Genomic DNA, 20,124 nt, shown 5'->3' on the forward strand with positions numbered 1-20,124 from the left:
AATCTTTGATTGCGTGAAATTTATCCCGCAGGAGTTTACGACGAGGACAATCGCTAAAATCATAGATTTTATCCTTATTTTTCTGCTGGGATTCTTGTGCTTTGCACTCTCTTTGAGAAAATCCCAGTTCCGTTACAAGCTTTTATCCATTCAAAAGCACAATCAAGTTTTCCAAATCCAGCACTTGGATTTATATGCCCTGCATTTTCCATAATCTTCATTCCGATATTTAACTTACTTTGCAGATTTATAGCCTCTTCTATACTCATATATGGGTCATTTGTTGAAGCTGCCATAATTACTTCAATAGATTTTAAATCTTTTGCAATTGGGTATGGAAAAAAAGTTTTTGCTTCTTCTAAAACTTCGTTTCTAACAGGTGCTACAAGCATTAGTTTTTCTAATTTTATATCAAGCTCATCACAAATATGAAACCATAAAATATTTGCTAAAGAGTGGCAAACTACAATATTCGGCTTAAAATACTCTATCTCTTTTCTTATAAACTCTTTCCACTCATTTAAATCTGGGCTATTTTTATTTGGTAAGCTTGGAAAAGATACAGTGTAATTCTCTTTTATTAAATCTTGTGCTAAATGATTTTGCCAATGTGGAAAATCACTTCCACTAAGCCCGTGAAGTATTAAAACTCTTTTACTCATTGTTATTTCCTATTAGTTTTGTATCAAATTTTGCTCTTTTTAATCTATCTTCAATATCTTTAAACATCTCAACTTTTAACTTATACTCTTCTTCAAAGACAAGTGCGACAAGTTCTTTTCTTGGTTTCTCTTCTGTTTGTATTGGAGTGTGTTTTTTCCACTCTTCAAACTTCTCTTCATAAAGTTTTAGCATATCTTTTTCAAATTTTGTTCTAGTATATATTAAATAGATTACAAGTATAAGCAAAATTGCAAATGGTATTAGTAAATCAAGAGTCACAATATTTTCTCACTTCTTTATCTATTAAAAAAATATCATCTATATTTGAAGCTTTAAGTCTATGAAATTTATTTATTGCATCAATTGAAATTTTTGAAATATCCAAAAAGCCAATTTTTCCAGCCAAAAACTTTGAAACTGCTACTTCATTTGCAGCATTTAAAATAACTCCTAAATCTGGATTATCTAAAATTTCATTTTTTAAATCCCAAATTGGGTATCTTGAACTCTCTATTTTTTTAAACTCCAAAGATGAGATTTCAAGCAGATCAACAGGTTTTAAAATCTCATCTTCTATTTTATCAAGTAAGGCATAAGCAATTGGAAGTTGCATTGAAGCATTTGCAATATGTGCTGTTGTGCTCCCATCTGTAAAGTTTATAAAGGCATGAACCAAAGATTTTGGCTCTATTATGGCATCAAGTTTTTTTGTGTCAAAAAGCCAAAAAGCTTCAAGAAGTTCAAACATTTTATTTGTCATTGTTGCACTATCTATTGTAATTTTATTTCCCATTTTCCAGTTTGGGTGATTTAAAGCTTCTTTTACACTTACATTTTTTAAACTCTCTATTGGGGTATTTCTAAAACTTCCACCACTTGCAGTTATTAGCATTGAGTCTATTTTTTTTTCTTGTTGTAAATACCATAAAGCAAAGTGTTCGCTATCTATTGCTCTAAGGTTTGATTTATCTATAAATTTTCCTGCAACAACTAAAGATTCTTTATTTGCTAGACACAACTTTTTGCCACACTCTATGGCTTTTAAAGTTGGTTTTAGTCCCAAAAATCCAACAAGTGCATTTACAACAATATTTGATGAACTATTTTGTATAGCTTCTAAAATAGCCTCTTCACCAAAACTTACATTTTGATGATTTACTTTGTGTAAATCAGCTTTTGAAGCAATTATCACTTTTTTTGGATTATGCTCTTTTATTTGAGAGTTTAAAAGCTCTATATTTTTACCTGCAACTAAAACCTCAACACTTAGTTTATATTTTTTTGCAATCTCTAGGGTATTTACCCCAATAGAACCTGTACTTCCTAAAATTATCAAATAATTACTCTTAATAAAACTAGCATTACAATTGCACCAAAAAGGTAACCATCTATTCTATCTAAAACCCCTCCATGACCTGGAAGAATATTCCCACTATCTTTAACTCCAGCTTCTCTTTTTAAATAGCTTTCATATAAATCTCCAAATACACTTGCAAGTGATACAACAGCTGAAACAATAACTGCACCTAAAATTCCTATTTCATTTATAGAAGTTAATGTACCTAAAATTATTGCTAAAACCATACCACCAACAACACCTTCAAGTGTTTTATTTGGGCTTGTTTCACTAAAAGGAGTTTTTCCAAAAGCTTTTCCTGCAAAATATGCTCCTGTATCAGTAGCAGCAACAATTACTAATAACCAAAATAGGACCATTACTCCAAATTCACTATAAAGTGATATTAAAAATACAAATGATGCTGTTGGGTAAAGAAGAGGTAAAACCATTTTTCTATCAAGTTTTCTTTTATATGCAAGTTGTGAAGCATATCCAACAGCTACGATGAAAATCAAATCTACAGGCATAGGATAAAAATAGACTGCAACCCAAAGTAACACAATATAGATATATATACTTTTATCTTCTAATTTGTATAAATCCTTTGACTCTTTTACAGCAATTAAAAGCATAATACCAAATACTAACCAAAATAGAAAATATGAATCAATGTAACCAATAATTAATGTTACAATCATCAAAACAATACCAGTTTTTACTCTAGTAGATAATCCACCTAAAATTTCTAACATCTTTTTTTGACCTTAAAATAAAATTGTTTTATTTTACTAAAAATTCGCTTTTAAATGGATTTTGTTAATTTTTAAAGAGTTTAATAAGAAAAATGCACTAAATTTTAGTGCATTTTTATTTTTTAGAATAGACCTGCAATTTGATTTGAGATTTGTTTTTCTAAAATAGGAGTAGCTTCAGCTAAAGTTAATTTCATTTTTGTAGCTTCAGCAAACATCATAGTTTTATGTTCAATATAATCTGTTTCAAAACTTTGTGATTGTGCATTTGCCATATTTGAATTTAAATGACCAGTTGCATTAGTATCTTTTACACTTCCACCAAAACTGTTAATAAATCCAGATTTTTTACTATCACTTACACTAGATTGTCCAGCAGCTGTTGAATTAGAAGCATATACAGGACCTTTTGCTTTTTCTCTAATTACAATATCAACTTGCATTTGGTAAATTGTATCTTCTGTTGCTTTTGCTATTAAACCACCAATTAAAGCAGCCCCTAGACCAGCTCCTATTGTTCCACCAGCTCCTCCACCATTATATCCAGCAACACCAGCTCCAATTGCTCCTGCTCCTAATGCACCACCTGCAGCATTATTTTCTTGTTTTTTATCACAATATAATACATTTACCATTAAAACATAAGTTGCAGCATCTGGATCATCTACTACAGTATAACCTTTTGCTTGTAATTCAGCAATAATAGTATTTTCAAGATTTATTTTTTGCCCACTTGTATTTTTACTCGATAAGAACACAGTTCTTAACTCTTTTTTAACTGGGTTTATAAAAATACTTTGAGTCATTTTTGCATTTGTTTGTAACTCTGTTGTAGCACAACCTGTAAATAACATAGTTGCTGTAACAAACCCTAAGCCTAAAGTTTTGATTTTATTCATAAAACAATCTCCTTGATAAAATTTGGCTTTGATTTTACAGTTTATATTTTAAATTTCACTTAATTTTGGTAAAAATTATTGATATTCTATTGAAATAATGGAAGATATTATGTACATATGAATTTTTTAGATTTATAATAAGATTAGGTGGTACCCAGTAGGAGTCGGAAAAATATCTCCAAATACTATAAAACAGTAGTTTGCAAGATACGATTTTTTTACATTCACCCAAAAAACCACCCAATTATTTTTTTAACAAAAATAAGATGAGTTATAAAAGATAATCATTATAACTCATTTTTTATTATTATGATATTAAGAGCATAAAGCTTCTTCTACTTCTGCAACATTAAATAAAGTTACTTTTGGGCTTATTTTTATACTTTTGATTTTTCCAATTTTAAGATAATACCATACTGTACTTTCGCCTATACATAAATAATCTGCTAACTCTTTTGCTCTTAGAAATCTTGGTCTTTCAATATTTTTCATCTTAAATCTCCTCTTTATCACTGTTTGGCAGTTTTGTAAGTTTTGCAGTTTGTTCTATGAAAAAATATTTTGCATTTTTCTCATTTGCTCTTTGCACATACTTCCATTTACCATCTTTTGCCCATTTATCTAGCCATCCTATTACTTTTTTCTCACCAATACCAAATTTTGTGAAAAATGAGGATTGCTTTAAATAATTCATTATTTCTGACTGATTCATCTCCCCATCTTGTAGCAAGTCAATAATTATTTTCACAAAATTAGATTCTTGATATGAAATATTTGCCATAGAAAAGTCTATTTCATCTATTATTTTTCGGTCTTCGGTCTTATATGCTTTTGGTTGAATATCAAACCTACTTGCTTTTTGTGGCTTTAGTAGTATACAGTTATTAAAATCATTTCTTTCAACTAGATAGGTATAATCTGCAAAATTTTCAATTTGTTGAGAATCAGCAAAAACTCCACTTTTATTTAAGTGATGGATTAAAATAATAGTTCCTCCTGCATCTCTAAGTTGTTTTTCATATTTATACAGTAAAGTAGTATCAATGAAACCATTTTTTTTAGGAGATAAAAGAGTTAGGCAGTCTTCTATAATAAGATATTTTCTCATCTTATACTTTTTTTGAACTTCTACAATTTCTTCTAAAAAACTTTGTGTTTTTTCAATAATATTTGTTGTTTCTTGCTTTCCAGCATATATAAATCTATCTTTATATGTTTTGATTAATTTATCAATTCCTATTTCTTTAAGTTTCACAGCAGACATATCAGCATCAATATATATAATAAATATATCCTTATTTGTATTTAATAATTGAGTACAATATTCAATCATAATAGTTGATTTTCCACTCCCTGGATTACCATAAAAAACACCAATTGACTGGCTTGGAAGTACACTAGGAATAAGCCATTCAATATTTTTGGCTTCACTAATATCTTTTATGTCATATATAAAATCATTAAAACTATCTTCAAAGCTTAATTTTATTTTGATGATTTGTGATTCTAAATTATGCTTTTCTTGTGTAAGTTCTTCTATCTCAAGCTCTTCTAAAAGAGCCTTTTTTTGTGATAAAATATAGTTTATATCTTCAATCTGCCTATTAAGGCTAGATTGAAAATTGATTTTTTTCTTAACTTTAGCTAATATTTCACTCATTAATTTACTTCCTTTTGGGTTTAAATTATTAATTCAAGTTGGTAACTAAAATTACCACTTCGACATTTTTTAAATTGGATTTGAACAGATTCGTGGCTACCAACTACTTCATCTACTTCAAATCCATACTTCTCACATAACTCTGTAAAATCTAAAAAATCAAAATCTTCATCATATCTAGCTTCTTTCCAAACTTTAATAAGACCTTCTTTGATAATTGATTTATCCAATTCTTGAATATCTAAAATTTGAATCATTCTTTCAAAATCATCATTGTCTTGATAATTCCCTTTATAAATATCAATCTTTTTGGGATTAAAATATAACTTATATTTTGGATTTGTTGTCAAATTCCGCATATTATTTAAAATTCGAGAAACTAACCAATTTAACTTATCTTCTATATTTTCGAGTTTAAAAAATCTTTTTACACCATTTAAGTGTTTCTTTTTTATTTGATTATTTAAAACACTTACAGCTGTTGAATATGTAAAATCAAAATCATAAAAGTGTAATTTTTTTGATTTTGAAATTCTTAAAATATCTTCTTTCAAAACATCAATAATTGCTTCAATGTTATCTATAAGATCCTTTACATTGTTTATTTTTTTACTCATAAGTAAAAATTCAAACTCCTTCACATAAATTCCTTTTTCTTTGTATTTAAGTTAACTTATAGTAGAATAATTCATTACAACATACTATGTTCACTTATAAGTGAATAGTACACTTTATAATCTTAAGAAAAACTTTAAAAGGAATTTAATGGAACCTATAAATACTGATTTGGCAATAAAATATTTAGTAGAAGAGTTAAATTTAAAAAATGAAGCTGAATTGGCTGAAAAATTAAAGATGAATAAAAATGCTCTTTCTATGCTAAAAAAAAGGAATTCCTTAGGTACATTAATTGAAAAAGTTTTAACTCACATAGATATTCAAGTATCCCTAGATAAAATTGTTTATGGATATACTTCAAAATGTTTTAAAGCTCAATGTTTAGCTACTCAAAACAATAAAGAAAATGAACTTAATAATATACTAGAAAATTTCATTAATACTCAGAGTATTTTATTTAAAATAAAATCATTAATTGAGAAGCTAAAAGGACAAACTTTTTTTGAAAAGATTATAGAAGAATTTTCAGGAAAAGGAGAAAAAATAATTAAATTTTTATATTACTTTGTAGTATATATTGAGGAAACTCAACAAAAATTTGATTTTTTAGATATTAAAAATTCTTTTATTTTAGAACTAAAAAAATTTGAGTTACCAAAAAATGCGAAGATTGCTTCATTTGAACTAAAAGAGGTAGATAAAGATAGGTTAATTCTTTGGATAGAAAATGAATTAGATAATTCTTCTATACTCGAAATTATTTCTAACACTACTGAACTTAAATATATTTTAGAAAATGAATTAAATATATTTAATAAAATGTTAATTAAATTTTAATAGATATTTGTTTTTTTTCATATGCATTAATGAAATAATACCCTTTTTTTATGTATAAATTTTGTATATTGACAGTATCTTGTGGCTGAGAAGTTTTAAGTATTTTTAAAAGTGATAAAAATTTACTTTACAATGAAGAATAACCCTTTTCATCCAAAGTTAATCCAGCTAAATATAATTTTTCTTTACTATCATATTTGCTAAATAGCTTTTCTAGTATATCATCTTTTGATACATTTAACCTCAATGATAAAATTTCATCATTATAAGAAAAATCATTCAATAATCTTTCTAAAGGAGCATTAACATCACAAAATTTTAGAAAATATTTTATCTCTTTATCTTCTATTTGTTCTATGTCTATACTTTGATTTAATTGGCTCAATCCATATAAAGATAAAACTCCAAATGAATATAATTGTGTTTTGTCATCAGCTTTTAAAATATTTTTCTTAATTTTTGGATTGGATAAAGAATTTGCTTTAGATATTTCTACAAATGTTAAAATAGACTTACCCCCAATATTCAATATATTTGAAATATCATTTTTTATCAAAGCTTCAATAACAGATTTTGTTTCAAAAAAATCTTTTGTTGTAGGTATTAAAGGTAATAATTTACTCTCAAATTCACTTACATCAAATAAATAAATGAGCCTATTTATATAAAAATGATACTTCTTAAGCAATATTTTTTGATGAACATTTTGTTCGGATGTATCTATTTTATTCAAAGATTCTAAACTTTCAATATAAAATTTCTTCAATTTTATAGCTCTATTTATTAACTTTTCAACAGTTAAAGATTTTCTATAGCTATTTAAAGGATTATAATAACTTAACCATTTTACAAAAGATTGCCATCCTGAATACCTTGAATTTATGTAAAGTTTATACACAGGAAGTGATATTTTATTGTCTTTTAGCTCTTTTTGTATTTCTGATACAGTATCTTGCATAGACAAATAAAGTTGAATGTCATTAAGTAAGTTAATAAATTCATCATTATGACCAATTTCACTAGTAAGAAGCTCCCATTCTGACACATCCAACTCTTGATATTTTTCTTGATTTAAAATAGCACCTTTTATTTTAGATATTTTTTCATATAAAATAGCTTTTACATATTCAACATTATCTTTATTATCAATAATTACTATATCATCAACATACCTAAAATATTTATCTTCAAAAATTTCATACATCTCATTATCAAATGATTTTAAAGTAATACTACCAAGAAGATGACCAATATCGGGATTGACTGCTATTCCTGATACTGTAACATCAAGAGATGATTTAATGAAAGCTAAAATGCCTTTTTTGATTTTTTCATCAATATTAGTTTGTTCCATATACTTAGAAAAATTTTCATAGACATAAGATTTATCCATACTAGGGTAATAATTACTCAAATCAAAAACAAAAGCTCTCAAGTTTTCATCTTCTGCTAGTCTGCTTGAGATAGAAACATTTCTGTTTTTATAACCTTTATAGTAGTATGAATAATTATAACTAGCATAATCTTCTGCAAGGTAATAACTGAAATTTTGTGGATTGTTTTTAAATATTTCTTCTTTTGACAATATAGATAAAATATATGCTTCCACAAGTAAAGTTGTAGGACTCCCAATATAAAAATTACGATGATTTAGTTTATCTTCTTCATCAATCTTTTTAAACCATTGATATTCAAAATAAGACCATTTTGATATTGTAGTTAATTTTCTTTCACAATAGCTTTTTAACCATTTTAAATTTTGCTGATTATCAAGCAATAGCCTAAGAGCTACATATGTAGATGGAGAAGTTCGTCTGCTTGAATTAATGGCTCTAAGTGCTATTTTCTTTATATCTATCATTTATCTTGCCCATCTACAATTAATCTTAATCCAGATATATTTCCTCGCAACTCATTAAAAGAAGTTGGATGAATAAATTTGAATTCTCTTGTTGAAATTTCACAAGCATTGCTATTTAAATCAGTAAACTGTGTCCAAAGTTTTTTGATTGATTCGATTAACTCTCCAATTCTTTTAAACAACTTTTCTGCTTTTTTAAAATTCCCAGGTTCTATCCACAATATAGTAGAATTTTTACCAATAGTAGCAACATAATCCAATATAGTACGAAATGAATCGTCAAAATTATTATTAGTACCTGTAGCACCTGAAAAATTAGAAAAGAATACAAAATATTCATCTGCATTAGTAGCAAACAAATAATGCATTAATTTCATTGTCTCAGTGTTACTTGTAGCATCCCACTGTTTTGTAGAGTATGATATATTAATTCCAACTTTTAAAAAATCTTTCGATATTGAATTCATCATTTCATCAAAAATTTTCAAAGCATCACTTGAAAAATCAGCACCTATAATTTCAATATCTAATGGTAAAGTTGGATAATACTTGTGTTGTCTTAATGTAAATAAAGTAGTAAGTAAACCAATCAATCCAGCACCACTTCCACACGGTAAATATAATATCTTTAATTTTTTATCAGAAAATACAGTTGCTAGTTGTGATGCAATATGATTTAAATCTCCATCTGGATTAATTACAACATATTGTGATCTTACTGCACCATTTGGGAATCTTCCTACAAAATGATTTATTGCTTCATCTTCATCATTACCACCTATTGAACCTTGCAAATTTGCTTTTGATTCTTCAAATTTACCAAGTGCATTTAATTTATCAATATACGATTTGATTAAAAGTGGAGATAATTTTAACTGCTTATTTTCAAACAGTTCAGTTGGAAGATTATTCTTCATATTTATCCTAATTTTTCCGTTATCAATCTTTTCCAATTCTTTTTATGTATTAATCTATCTTCTTGTAAATTTTCTTTTAGTATCTGAGCTTTTGTTAATTGAGATATATTAATCCAATCATCCCTAAATACATATGTAGCATTTCCTGCAAATGCGTTTTCCATAACAAATAAATTTTTATCTTCAAAAGCAAAGACTACATAATCATTAAATCCACCATTTCCTCTTGCAACAAAATTTGGTGCAAATTTATTAATAAACTCAAATCTATTAAGAGCATCTTCTTTATATTCAACTTTAACTATATCAAGCATTTCATTTAAATTATGTCTCAATCTCTCCCAAGGCATTTCACCTTGAGGCAATATGTGCCAATTTACTTTTTTAATTTTTGTTTTTACCTTTGATATAAAATCTACTCCTACTATTTCACAAGAACCAAATAGTTCTAAAAATAAATTAATTATATGTTTAACCTGTTCTTTATCAGATTTTTTTACTTGTGTACGATGAGTTAATATCTTATTATTTTGATTATCTTTTCTAATAATTAATTCTATTGAATAGGCATTAATATAGTCTCGTTGAAATTTTTTATATGGAATATCAATTGAGCGACTATGGTTATTGCCATGCCAATCTTTAAAATTTCTATCTTGTGATACATAAAAAGTTATCTTTGGCAAATTATCTAATATTATTTCTTTACCTATTGCATTTACTTTTGATATAGGTCCTACAATAGAGGGTAGTAATTGTTCTCCTATATCAAACTCTTTACTAAAACCCATATTTCTGAGTTGTTTTTCAAATGTACTTATATCACTTAATACAATTGATACCTCTTCATCTTCTTTAAATAAAGTTAAATATTTATCAACATTTTGAACTCTTGATTTATTAATATACATTTAAATTACTCCTCTATAATCTTAATAAGTCTTGCATCTCTCGTTTCTATAAGTTCACCAATTTTAATAATAGGCTCTACTTCAATTTTTACAGCTTGAGAATTTTTAAAATAATCACTCATTTTTGACAACTGTTTATCTGTCGCTCTAATTTTCATTTTTCCTATAAAATCTACATCTATATAAAAAAACTTACTACTTCTTGTTAATCCATCTGGTACACCAGAAATGATTATATTATCTATTTTAATATTATCTAATTCATTACTGTCAAATATATGTTTATTGGATATATTGATTTCTAAAACTTCTTCAAGTTCTATATCATTCTTCGCAATCATCTTAATTGATGTAGGTTTTAGTGATTTTTCTTCATTTTGAGCAATTATCGAAGAAATTTGCTTCATTGCATTATAATTCGAAAATTCTGCATTAATTTTTTTCAAATTACTTTCAATAGTTTGTTTTTTATTAACAAATTGAGAATTAAAATACTCTTCTTCTGCCAATTCGGTTGCAATTTCAAATGTAGTATCAATAAGTTTTTTAATATCTTCCACAAATTCTTTAGATTGAGTATAGCTTTTCATTTTTTTAATCAAATCATATAAAAATGCACCTGCTAATCCTTCTAAAATAGTTTGATAATTTACAATATCAATCAATCCTAGAACAATTTCAAAACTACCCTCTTTATTTGCTTGAATATAAATCTCTCTATTGCGAGTACCATATCGCTCATACTCATAATTATATGAAATTTTTTGAATACTTTCAGCAAGTTTTTTCATATCACTAAGTGCTATCATATGTAAATCGGTTGAACCACCATCAAGCTTTATATTCATTATTATTCTCCTTAGTTTCAAATGCTTCTTTAAGGACTGTTGCCATAAGCTTATCAACTGTTGTTTTGTTTTGTTTGATTTCGTTCTCAAGTTCATCACAAATAGCAAAAAGTTTTTCTATTGTCGCTACTATCTCTTTTTGTTCTTCAAGTGGTGGAAGAGGAATAATGGTTTCACCAATAATATCTGTATTTAGATTTGGCTGCCCTTGTCCCCTCGAAGCTTCTTTTAAAAACCAAGTTGTTTTTGACTTTAGTAAATAATAAAAAAATGGCTTAAACAAGCTTATATTCATACGAATAAAAGCTGCAATTCCATCATTAAATGCGGTTGGAAAATTACAAATTTTAGGAACACCTAGTGTTGCACCACTATTTGTTAGCATTAAAGTTTCTTCTTGCAAATATCTAGTTTTATGCAAACCTGCTTCCTTTATAGTGTATGAATAACCATCAACATACATTCCATCATCTTTGGTTAAATCAGCAACTTTTAGAAAAGGTATTGTTCCATCATAATATTTCTTGTCTCCAGCTGGTCTTGGAGAACCACCTCTAACAATGTTTAAAATATCCCCTAATCTACACCATTCCCAAGATGATGGAATATCAAAAGGTTTTTCATCATCACTTATTGGCGGAAGTGGTTTTTGGGCTTTTATTTTTTTCTCTTTTATAAGTTTTGCTTTCTCTTTTTTTATCTCTTCTAAAAGCTCTTTTGCACTACCTATATTTTGATTTTCTTCTCTCCAATTTGCTGTAAGTTTCCCTTCTATTGCTTCTTGTAAAATAGTCTGTTTTAATTGTTTTAAAAGAGATTGTTGATTTTCAATTTCTATACTTACATCAGCACTTATTGATTTTGCATTTATAAGCTTATCTATCCAAAGGTTTTGCTTTTCTATTTCAAAATATGGTATTTCATAATTTCTAAGATTAGATTGATTTATAGCTTCTTTTGATGTTCCTGTTTTTGTATTTTTTACAATTTCATCTTTTAAAGAATTAAATACAAATTGATAAAATTTAAGATTTATAGGATATTTTTTATTATTTTTTGGAGTTAGAATAAAACACAAATCACTAGCTATAAATTTATCATCAATATAATGTGTTCTTCCAAGTGAACCTGAAGCAGCTGCTGCAAATATTAAAGCTTCACATTCGTGAGAATAATTATTATGGGTTTTCCACTCTTGTGCAGCTGTTATAAATGTATATTCTCCCTCTGTACATTTTGAACTTTGAAGTAAGCCTTTTTCTAATTCAAAGAGTTCTCCAATTTTAACTTTTTGCCAATTACTCATATTAATTCACTTTTTAATTTTTCTAAAAGTTTATTGCTCTTTAAAAAAGAGTTTGAAAGCATATCCAAAAGCTCTGTTGAAGTGTGGTTTTGTTCATCTTCTTCTTTGTGTGGGTTTTTAATATCTAAGTTATAACCATTTGCTTTTATAGTTTCTATATTTACTTTCCAAGCTTGTTCATTTTCAACTCTATTGTTCCACCAAGATTTTAAAGTATCAAACTCTTCTATTTTTATAGGTTTTGTTTTACTATATGATTTTTGTCCCTCTGGTAACTTGTGTTCATAATACCAAATTTCAGATGTTGGTTTTCCTTTTGTAAAAAATAGTAAATTTGTAGCAACAGAAGCATAAGGTTGAAATACAGAGTTTGGAAGTCGCACAATTGTATGAAGATTACAATCTGTTAAGAGTTTTTCTCTAATTCTTTGTTTTACCCCATCTCCTGTGAGTGAGCCATCTGGAAGAACTATTCCAGCTTTTCCATCTTCTTTTAGATACTCAATCATTAAAATCAAAAACAAATCTGCACTCTCTTTTGTACGATAGTTCATAGGAAAATTTGTTTCCATACCGTCTGTTACATTTCCACCAAATGGTGGATTTGCTAAGATACAATTTACTTTATCTTTGTTTGATATTGAAGATAACTCTTTTGAAAGGGCATCATCATATATAATATTTGGTAGCTCAATATCGTGTAAAATCAAATTTGTAAGTGCCAACATATGTGGAAGTGGTTTTAGCTCCATTCCTTTTATATTGTTTTGTAAAGTTACTCTATCTTCTGGAGTTTTTAGCTCTTTATTGTTTGTAATATGCTCTATTGCATTTACCAAAAATCCACCTGTACCACAAGCTGGGTCTAAAACTATATCATTTAAAGTAGGATTTACCATTTGTGTAACAAATTGTGTGATTGCTCTAGGAGTGTAAAATTCTCCACTATTTCCTGCACTTTGAAGCTCTTTTAAAATAGTTTCGTAAATATCCCCAAAAAGATGTCTATCTTCGCTATTGTTAAAATCGACTTCATTTATTTTATTTATCACTTGTCTTATGATAGTTCCTGATTTCATATAGTTATTATTACCTTCAAAAACCTCTTTTATCAATAATGCTCTTTTGTTTGATGTTGATAGATTTTTTAAAGTTGTAAATAGCTTGTTGTCTATAAAATCAAGTAATTCATCGCCTGTAATTCCTTCATCATTTGTAGCCCAATTTCTCCACTGAAGTTCACTAGGAATTGGTGAGATATAATCATCTTTGATTAGTTCAAGCTCTAAATCTTTATCATCAAATATTTTTAAGAAAATCATCCAACCTAACTGCTCAATTCTTTGGGCATCACCGTTTAGACCTTTGTCATTTCTCATAATATTTTGTATTGATTTTATTATAGAAGATATATTTTTACTCATTTATTAAACTGCCTCTTTATAAATTTCTTGCTCTAGCTCTTGTATTAGTTCTAAATATTTATTTCTACCACCAAAAGTATTAACTATTTCAATAGCTGTTCCAAAAGGACTAAATTCTGGAAGTCTTAATACTTCTATAGTTTCAATGGCTTCTATTCCCTCATCAGAATATTTTTGAAGTAATTTTTCTATAATTGCTCTTGCAGTACCCTCATATTTTGTAAAATAATCTCGCTTTTGAACACTCTTTACTCTCTCTTTTCTAGTAAGTGGTGGTTTATCGTAAGCTATATGACAAATTAAGTCAAATACATCTATATCTTTTCCAATTTCATCTTTTAGCTCTGTAAATAAAATATCTTTTTCGTAAAGTTCATCTATAATTGCTTGTTTTTTGTCTGCTTTTGACCATTTATTTAAGAAATCATCTAAAGAACTAAACTCTTCTTGAATTTTTTGTTTTGTATAGTCTTTGTAGCTTGTTGTTATTAACTCTCCACTATTGTTTCTTACTTGTATTCTCTCATTTAGTATTGTAACATCTACACCATTTATATAGATTTTTTCTCTTGGTGTTTTAGTTTCTTCATCTATTTCTCCAGCATTTTTTATATCAGGTGTTACAAAAATAATCTCTTCTCCACTCTCTTCATCAATTATAGGAGTATTATCATCATCTTCTGTATTGTCAATATCTTCATCTTCTTTTATCTCTTTTATTTTAACTGCTTCGCCATCAAAATCAGGGTCGATAAACTTATCTGTTACATTTCTAAAATCCATTATTGTAAAAAAAGTTTTTCCATATTCTTCATTTATTCTAGTTCCTCTACCAATTATCTGTTTAAACTCTGTCATTGAACCTATATTGCTATCAAGAACTATTAATTTACAAGTTTGTGCATCAACTCCTGTTGTCATAAGTTTTGATGTTGTTGCAATTACTGGGTATTTTTCACTAGGATTTATAAAGTTATCAAGCTCTCTCTTACCCTCATCATTATCTCCTGTTATTTGCATTACATATTTTGAATTTTGTGCCATCAAATCACTGTTTAAGTTTGCTAAAGCATTTCGCATTCTACTTGCATGGTCTATATCTGTACAAAATACTATTGTTTTATCAAATCTATCATTCTTCTTTAAAAATTCAGTTACTTTTGAAGCTACTATTTGAGTTCTTTCATCAATTACAAGACTTCTATCAAAATCTTTTCTGTTGTATATTCTTTTTTCTACTTCATTGCCTTGTTTATCTTTTTTTCCAACTTCAGGCTCATATCCTTCTAAATCAATATTTAGCCCAACTCTTATAACTTTATAAGGTGCTAAAAAACCATCATCAATCCCCTCTTTTAAAGAGTATGTATAAATTGGTTCTCCAAAATACTCTATATTTGAAACTTCTTTTGTCTCTTTTGGTGTTGCTGTAAGTCCTATTTGTGTAGCATTTGTAAAGTAATCAAGTATCTCTCTCCAAGCACTATCTTCTGCTGCACTTCCACGATGTGCCTCATCTATTACGATTAAATCAAAAAAATCTGGGCTAAATTCTCTATATGCGTCTTTATCTTCATCATAATTTGTAAGTCCTTGATAAAGTGCTAAATATATTTCATAAGATTTATCAATCTGTTTTTTTCTTATAACTGTCATTTTGTCTTTGAAATGCCTAAAATCACCTCTTTTTGTTTGGTCTATTAAAGCATTTCTATCAGCTAAAAATAAAATCCTTTTCTTTTCTCCACTTTTCCAAAGTCTATGAATAATCTGAAAAGCTGTATATGTTTTACCTGTACCAGTAGCCATTACAAGCAAAATTCTATTTTGTCCTTTTGCTATTGCTTCTACTGTTCTATTTATTGCTATTTGTTGGTAATACCTTGGATTTTTGTTTGTACCATCGAAGAAATAATCTTGTGAAGCAATATTCTCTTCTTTAGGAGTTGAGATTCCTTTGTATTTTTTGTATCTTTGCCAAAGTTCATCTGGTGTAGGAAAACTATCTAATGATAACTCTCTTTCAATAGTGCCATTAGAAATAGTTTTATCATGTTCATAAAAGCCATCACCATTGCTTGAAAAAACAACTGGAATATCTAAAATATTTGCATAATCTAAGCCTTGTTGTATTCCATCTTGAACTCTATGATTATTGTCTTTTGCTTCAATAATTGCTACTGGAATATTTGGTTTATAATAAAGAATATAGTCTGCTTTTTTACCTTCACCTCTTTTTGTTTTGTTTCCCTTTACATAAATTTTTCCATCAGTAAAGTAAACCTCTTCTCTAATTTGAGATTGTAAATCCCAACCAGATTTAAGTAAAGCAGGGTTTATATATTTTGTACAAATATCTCTTTCTGTTAGCTCTTTTTTTGATGACACTTTAACCCCTACGATATATCTATTTTTTAAAATAGCTTAGATTTTATCTAAATGTTTATAAAACACACTTATTGGAATTTTGATTTAACACTTTTTGTCTATATTTCATATTATTTCTTAAATTATGAATATAGGTATAAATATATTTTTTACTAAAAATAAATATATTTAAAAACTATATCAAAGGAAAAAAATGGACAATTTAAAAAATTGTGAAAGTCTCACAAAACTAGGACAAAAAGCTATTAAAAAAGCTTTTAATGAGTTTGCTGATTTTGATGAGAATAGAAGAAATGAAATATTTAAAAGGCAAAGAGTTAATTTCCACAAATTAAAAGATATTTATAAAAATTATGACAATGAAACATTATCCCAATCAGCACTTATAATTTCTATTCGAGAATATATTAACTCACTCCCACCTGAAAAACTTCAAATGGAAAAACATAAAAAAATATTTAGACAAAAAACAAATAAAGAAATGCTATTATTGGAACATTGGGCTATTATCAGAGAAGCTATATTGATGTCAAATATGAGTTTTAGAGAGCTTACACAGTTTTTAGGTAAAAAATATAATGTAGAAGTAAATCATTCTTATCTTTATCAAATTTGGAAAAAAATTGAAGGAGATAAAATATGAAGAAAAAATCAATTATTATAAAAGAATCTGAAATTAATGTTTCTTTACTTAGTAAAATACAAAAAAATATTTATAATAAGATTCTTTCAAAATATAGATTTTGGGAGACATATGATTTTCTAAAGCTTATCTACAAAAATGAAGTTTATTTTTCAGATATTTTTATGAAAGATATTTTTTATATTTTGATAAAAATAAATGAATATACAGACAAAGTAATGTCTGTACATCACTATACTTATTTTCCTAGATATGGTGATTGTAGTTTAACTGTTGCAGTTATTCAAATAAATTCTGCAGTTTGTAAAATATTAGAGGCTATTGTATTAAAGAAATATGTTCTAACTATACATGAACTTGAGAAATTAATATTTGCCTCATTGCTTATCTTTTTGGATAAATCATTTTACCATTGTAGATTTAAATATCCTAGTATATTGCATAAATATACAGAAGATAAAATTATCAATAAATATATAAATGTCATTAACTCAAAAAGTGATAATTTTGAATTTATTTCAAATATTCTTGAAAGTGAATTAAAAAATGAAGCTGAAATATTAAAAAATAATCCTAAGTTACTTCGAATCTTAAATAGTAAAAAAAACATTTATAAAAGTAATATTTTTTAATTATTTTTTTAAAGTCTTAAAACTATCCATTAGAGGTAAAGTCATATCTCTAATGGATTAGTTCAAATGAGCAATACTTTGACAATATTTACTGTTTAGATTAGTTTACTAAAAGTTTAGCAAAATTATTGATTTTTATTTTTTACTTTAAAAGACAGATAAAGTACAGTAAGTGCAAATGATGCAACTAATATAAATCTTAATACTTCTTCCATTTTTTATTTGCTCTCTGTTTCATTTGTACTATCAATATACCAAATAGCACCTTTTAATATAAAAGCTATTATTGTAAGAATTGTCGCCAATAAAATAATTTTATCTATTGGACTCATTTTTAGCCTTTTTTATTTTAGATTAGTTTGCTAGATTTATCAAAATTTTTATCTTTTTTATTTGTGCTTTTCATAAAGATTCTCATTAATATTGGAATCAAAGCTGCAATAGCAGTAAATGTTCCTAATACTATTAGTCCTTGACTTACATTACCCATTTTTTCTCCTTTTTTTATTATTTAAACCTTTATCTAAATACCACACAAAAGATCCAACAACAATCAAAATTAATGACTGAAATAATTCAAGCATCTTTATCCTTTAAATATTCATGTGCCCTATTGTATGTTGTAAGTTCAGAAGTTATAATAGTCGAAAAGTTTACATTCTGTGTCAGCATCAGATAACTCCTAAAATTCTTCTATCATAAATTTAAACTATCATCGAGCCGTCTTCCAAAGTGTGTAAAACCAACAGTAGCACTTTTTCTAATTAGAAACTTCTGATTTTATTCTTTATATCTTCACAAATATTTATATAATTTTCCTCTTTTATTCCTAATTCTTTTGCCTTTGTTTCAAACAAACTAAGTTCATCTTTTATATTTTTAATTGTTTCTAAAACAAATTTTTCATCAATTAGATTTTTCTTTGCAAGATTTAGCATATCTTCTACTAAGATATTTTTACCTTTCCCATTTATAGTAGTTAAATGCTCTTGCAATCTTCCTTTTGAATAAGTAATATCATAAGCAGGTGATAAATCCCAAGAGCCATTTTTACTCATTATAAAAGAGAAGTTTTTTGCATGGTCATCGTAGTTTAAAATCAAAATATTGAAAACCATTCTTCTAAATAGCTCTTCAATAGTTGATTGTTTTTTACAAATTTTATTTGTAAAAGCAAAAAGTTCCTCATAAGACATCACCTTTGGGACACTTATATCTTTGTGCATAAGTGCTGATGCTGTTGATATATGAATTTTTTTATCAGCTTCATCTCTATCAAATCTTTCAAGTATCAAATGAGTGCCTATTTTTTCTTTATAAAGATAAATATTTGGAATATTAATACCACAATTTTTTGCACTTTTCATAAACAAATATTCAAGCTTTGTATCATCTAAACTCTCATCTATAAGTTTACTATTTGGGTAAATCTCATCAAATTTTATAATAGCTCTTTTATATCCACTATCTAATTTTTTATTATTATATTTAATCTGATTTGATAAATGATTGTAAGTTATAAGTATTTTAGGTCTTGCACCACCAATAGAAGATGCACTATTTAAAATATTCATAAGTTTAGCAACACTATAAATAGAGTTTTTATTTTCCAAAATAGTCTTCATATCTTCATAAGCATCTTTTACACTTAAAATCTCATCTATATCATAGTTTTTTGCTTCTTCTTTTGGTTTAAACTCAATAGCTCCTAAACCTCTATCTCCAATAAATGCAAGTTTATGTAAAAGTGTAATATCACTAGCTTTATAGCCTTTTGCTTCAAAATATCTATCTATAAAAGGCATTCCGTGAATATCAGGTAAAAGATCAAAAAAGACTCCAGCTAAACCTTGGTATAAATCAAAATTATCAAGATTTGTATAAGCACCTTTTGTTTTTTTTGTATCAAGTTTCAAAGGAGAGATTTCTATATTTTCTTTTAAGAATTTTGTATCGTACTCAAAGTAAATCCTATTTTGATAATAAAGTAATTCCCCTATTTTTTTACCATAGATAAGTGCCTCTAGTTCTATATCTTTATTCATCTTCTTTTAATCTCACTCTTTGTGGTTTAGTTTCCTCTTTTTTAGCTCTTTTTATATCTTCAAGGCTTTTTATCTCATCATAAGATATAAGTCCACTTAGGTTTTTGTGCATATCTAAAGAGTACATAATTTTTACCAAGCTAGTAATACTTATTTTTTTATCATATAAAAAGTTTTGATAAGTAGAGATAGATACTCCAGCATTTTTACATAAATCTTTTTGTCTTAGATTTTGATTTATTCTTGTTTTTTCAATAACTAAGCTTAACTCTTCTATAATCTCAAATGGTGTTTTTAATTCTATCAAATAAAACTCCTTTTAGTATGTTTTATTCCTATATTTAAATATAAAACATTTTATATAAAGTTTAATATAGTAAA

The 20,124-nt window shown here is 26.9% G+C and carries 21 protein-coding genes; 3 read left to right on the plus strand and 18 right to left on the minus strand.

Translation table 11 applies throughout. The annotated features are described in order from the left end of the window. Window positions 1-74: 74 nt before the first annotated feature. From IQC44_RS00225 to IQC44_RS00260, 8 genes are all read right to left on the minus strand, one after another. Window positions 75-662, minus strand: a complete 588-nt coding sequence (locus IQC44_RS00225; protein ID WP_198304183.1) for an RBBP9/YdeN family alpha/beta hydrolase — start codon at window positions 660-662, stop codon at window positions 75-77. Then, window positions 655-942 (minus strand): hypothetical protein, encoded by a 288-nt coding sequence (locus IQC44_RS00230; RefSeq protein WP_198304184.1) that lies wholly within the window; start codon window positions 940-942, stop codon window positions 655-657. The genes IQC44_RS00225 and IQC44_RS00230 overlap by 8 nt, the downstream gene beginning before the upstream one ends. Beyond that, on the minus strand, window positions 932-1,999 hold the full coding sequence (gene dxr, locus IQC44_RS00235; RefSeq protein ID WP_198304185.1) for a 1-deoxy-D-xylulose-5-phosphate reductoisomerase: 1,068 nt from the start codon (window positions 1,997-1,999) through the stop codon (window positions 932-934). Before dxr ends, IQC44_RS00230 begins: the two co-directional genes overlap by 11 nt. Beyond that, entirely contained in the window at window positions 1,996-2,754 is a 759-nt protein-coding gene (locus IQC44_RS00240) for a phosphatidate cytidylyltransferase (protein ID WP_198304186.1), read from the minus strand. Before IQC44_RS00240 ends, dxr begins: the two co-directional genes overlap by 4 nt. A 122-nt stretch (window positions 2,755-2,876) precedes the next feature. Continuing rightward, complete coding sequence (locus IQC44_RS00245) at window positions 2,877-3,653, minus strand: complement resistance protein TraT (RefSeq protein WP_198304187.1); 777 nt, start codon at window positions 3,651-3,653, stop codon at window positions 2,877-2,879. Window positions 3,654-3,968: 315 nt separating this feature from the next. Continuing rightward, the gene (locus IQC44_RS00250; RefSeq protein ID WP_198304188.1) at window positions 3,969-4,145 is read right to left on the minus strand and encodes a helix-turn-helix domain-containing protein; all 177 of its coding nucleotides are present in this window, start codon (window positions 4,143-4,145) and stop codon (window positions 3,969-3,971) included. A gap of 1 nt (window position 4,146) precedes the next feature. Then, complete coding sequence (locus IQC44_RS00255; protein WP_198304189.1) at window positions 4,147-5,313, minus strand: AAA family ATPase; 1,167 nt, start codon at window positions 5,311-5,313, stop codon at window positions 4,147-4,149. A gap of 20 nt (window positions 5,314-5,333) precedes the next feature. Beyond that, the gene (locus tag IQC44_RS00260; protein WP_198304190.1) at window positions 5,334-5,954 is read right to left on the minus strand and encodes a hypothetical protein; all 621 of its coding nucleotides are present in this window, start codon (window positions 5,952-5,954) and stop codon (window positions 5,334-5,336) included. 124 nt (window positions 5,955-6,078) lie between these two features. Here IQC44_RS00260 and IQC44_RS00265 point away from each other — a divergent pair, with 124 nt between their 5' ends. After that, window positions 6,079-6,768, plus strand: coding sequence for a helix-turn-helix domain-containing protein (locus tag IQC44_RS00265; protein WP_338078984.1), 690 nt, complete (start codon window positions 6,079-6,081; stop codon window positions 6,766-6,768). A gap of 127 nt (window positions 6,769-6,895) precedes the next feature. Here IQC44_RS00265 and IQC44_RS00270 read toward each other — a convergent pair whose 3' ends face one another. The 7 genes from IQC44_RS00270 to hsdR are packed head-to-tail and all read right to left on the minus strand — an operon-like array spanning window position 6,896 to window position 16,423. Further along, window positions 6,896-8,629, minus strand: coding sequence for an RNA-dependent RNA polymerase family protein (locus IQC44_RS00270; RefSeq protein WP_198304192.1), 1,734 nt, complete (start codon window positions 8,627-8,629; stop codon window positions 6,896-6,898). Beyond that, the gene (locus IQC44_RS00275; protein ID WP_198304193.1) at window positions 8,626-9,546 is read right to left on the minus strand and encodes a hypothetical protein; all 921 of its coding nucleotides are present in this window, start codon (window positions 9,544-9,546) and stop codon (window positions 8,626-8,628) included. The genes IQC44_RS00270 and IQC44_RS00275 overlap by 4 nt, the downstream gene beginning before the upstream one ends. A 2-nt stretch (window positions 9,547-9,548) precedes the next feature. Beyond that, the gene (locus IQC44_RS00280) at window positions 9,549-10,457 is read right to left on the minus strand and encodes a hypothetical protein (protein ID WP_198304194.1); all 909 of its coding nucleotides are present in this window, start codon (window positions 10,455-10,457) and stop codon (window positions 9,549-9,551) included. Window positions 10,458-10,462: 5 nt separating this feature from the next. Further along, on the minus strand, window positions 10,463-11,305 hold the full coding sequence (locus IQC44_RS00285) for a hypothetical protein (protein ID WP_198304195.1): 843 nt from the start codon (window positions 11,303-11,305) through the stop codon (window positions 10,463-10,465). Beyond that, window positions 11,289-12,611, minus strand: a complete 1,323-nt coding sequence (locus IQC44_RS00290) for a restriction endonuclease subunit S (RefSeq protein ID WP_198304196.1) — start codon at window positions 12,609-12,611, stop codon at window positions 11,289-11,291. Before IQC44_RS00290 ends, IQC44_RS00285 begins: the two co-directional genes overlap by 17 nt. Continuing rightward, window positions 12,608-14,035 carry a type I restriction-modification system subunit M gene (locus tag IQC44_RS00295; RefSeq protein ID WP_198304197.1) on the minus strand — a complete coding sequence of 476 codons (1,428 nt, stop codon included), beginning with the start codon at window positions 14,033-14,035 and terminating at the stop codon, window positions 12,608-12,610. The genes IQC44_RS00290 and IQC44_RS00295 overlap by 4 nt, the downstream gene beginning before the upstream one ends. A gap of 3 nt (window positions 14,036-14,038) precedes the next feature. After that, window positions 14,039-16,423, minus strand: coding sequence for an EcoAI/FtnUII family type I restriction enzme subunit R (hsdR, locus tag IQC44_RS11740; protein ID WP_198304198.1), 2,385 nt, complete (start codon window positions 16,421-16,423; stop codon window positions 14,039-14,041). Between the two features lie 193 nt (window positions 16,424-16,616). Between hsdR and IQC44_RS00305 the strand changes: the two genes are divergently transcribed. Both IQC44_RS00305 and IQC44_RS00310 read left to right on the plus strand, forming a co-directional pair. Further along, window positions 16,617-17,066, plus strand: coding sequence for a hypothetical protein (locus IQC44_RS00305; RefSeq protein ID WP_198304199.1), 450 nt, complete (start codon window positions 16,617-16,619; stop codon window positions 17,064-17,066). Then, window positions 17,063-17,698 carry a hypothetical protein gene (locus IQC44_RS00310; RefSeq protein WP_198304200.1) on the plus strand — a complete coding sequence of 212 codons (636 nt, stop codon included), beginning with the start codon at window positions 17,063-17,065 and terminating at the stop codon, window positions 17,696-17,698. The genes IQC44_RS00305 and IQC44_RS00310 overlap by 4 nt, the downstream gene beginning before the upstream one ends. Before the next feature lie 349 nt (window positions 17,699-18,047). Here the strand turns inward: IQC44_RS00310 and IQC44_RS00315 are convergent, their stop codons facing one another. The 3 genes from IQC44_RS00315 to IQC44_RS00325 form a co-directional block, all read right to left on the minus strand. Beyond that, window positions 18,048-18,188, minus strand: a complete 141-nt coding sequence (locus tag IQC44_RS00315) for a hypothetical protein (RefSeq protein WP_198304201.1) — start codon at window positions 18,186-18,188, stop codon at window positions 18,048-18,050. A 274-nt stretch (window positions 18,189-18,462) separates the two neighbouring features. Beyond that, window positions 18,463-19,743 (minus strand): type II toxin-antitoxin system HipA family toxin, encoded by a 1,281-nt coding sequence (locus IQC44_RS00320; protein WP_198304202.1) that lies wholly within the window; start codon window positions 19,741-19,743, stop codon window positions 18,463-18,465. After that, complete coding sequence (locus IQC44_RS00325) at window positions 19,736-20,050, minus strand: helix-turn-helix domain-containing protein (RefSeq protein WP_198304203.1); 315 nt, start codon at window positions 20,048-20,050, stop codon at window positions 19,736-19,738. The genes IQC44_RS00320 and IQC44_RS00325 overlap by 8 nt, the downstream gene beginning before the upstream one ends. Window positions 20,051-20,124 lie beyond the last annotated feature (74 nt).

This window comes from Arcobacter vandammei, assembly GCF_016106035.1.
Classification (GTDB): domain Bacteria; phylum Campylobacterota; class Campylobacteria; order Campylobacterales; family Arcobacteraceae; genus Aliarcobacter; species Aliarcobacter vandammei.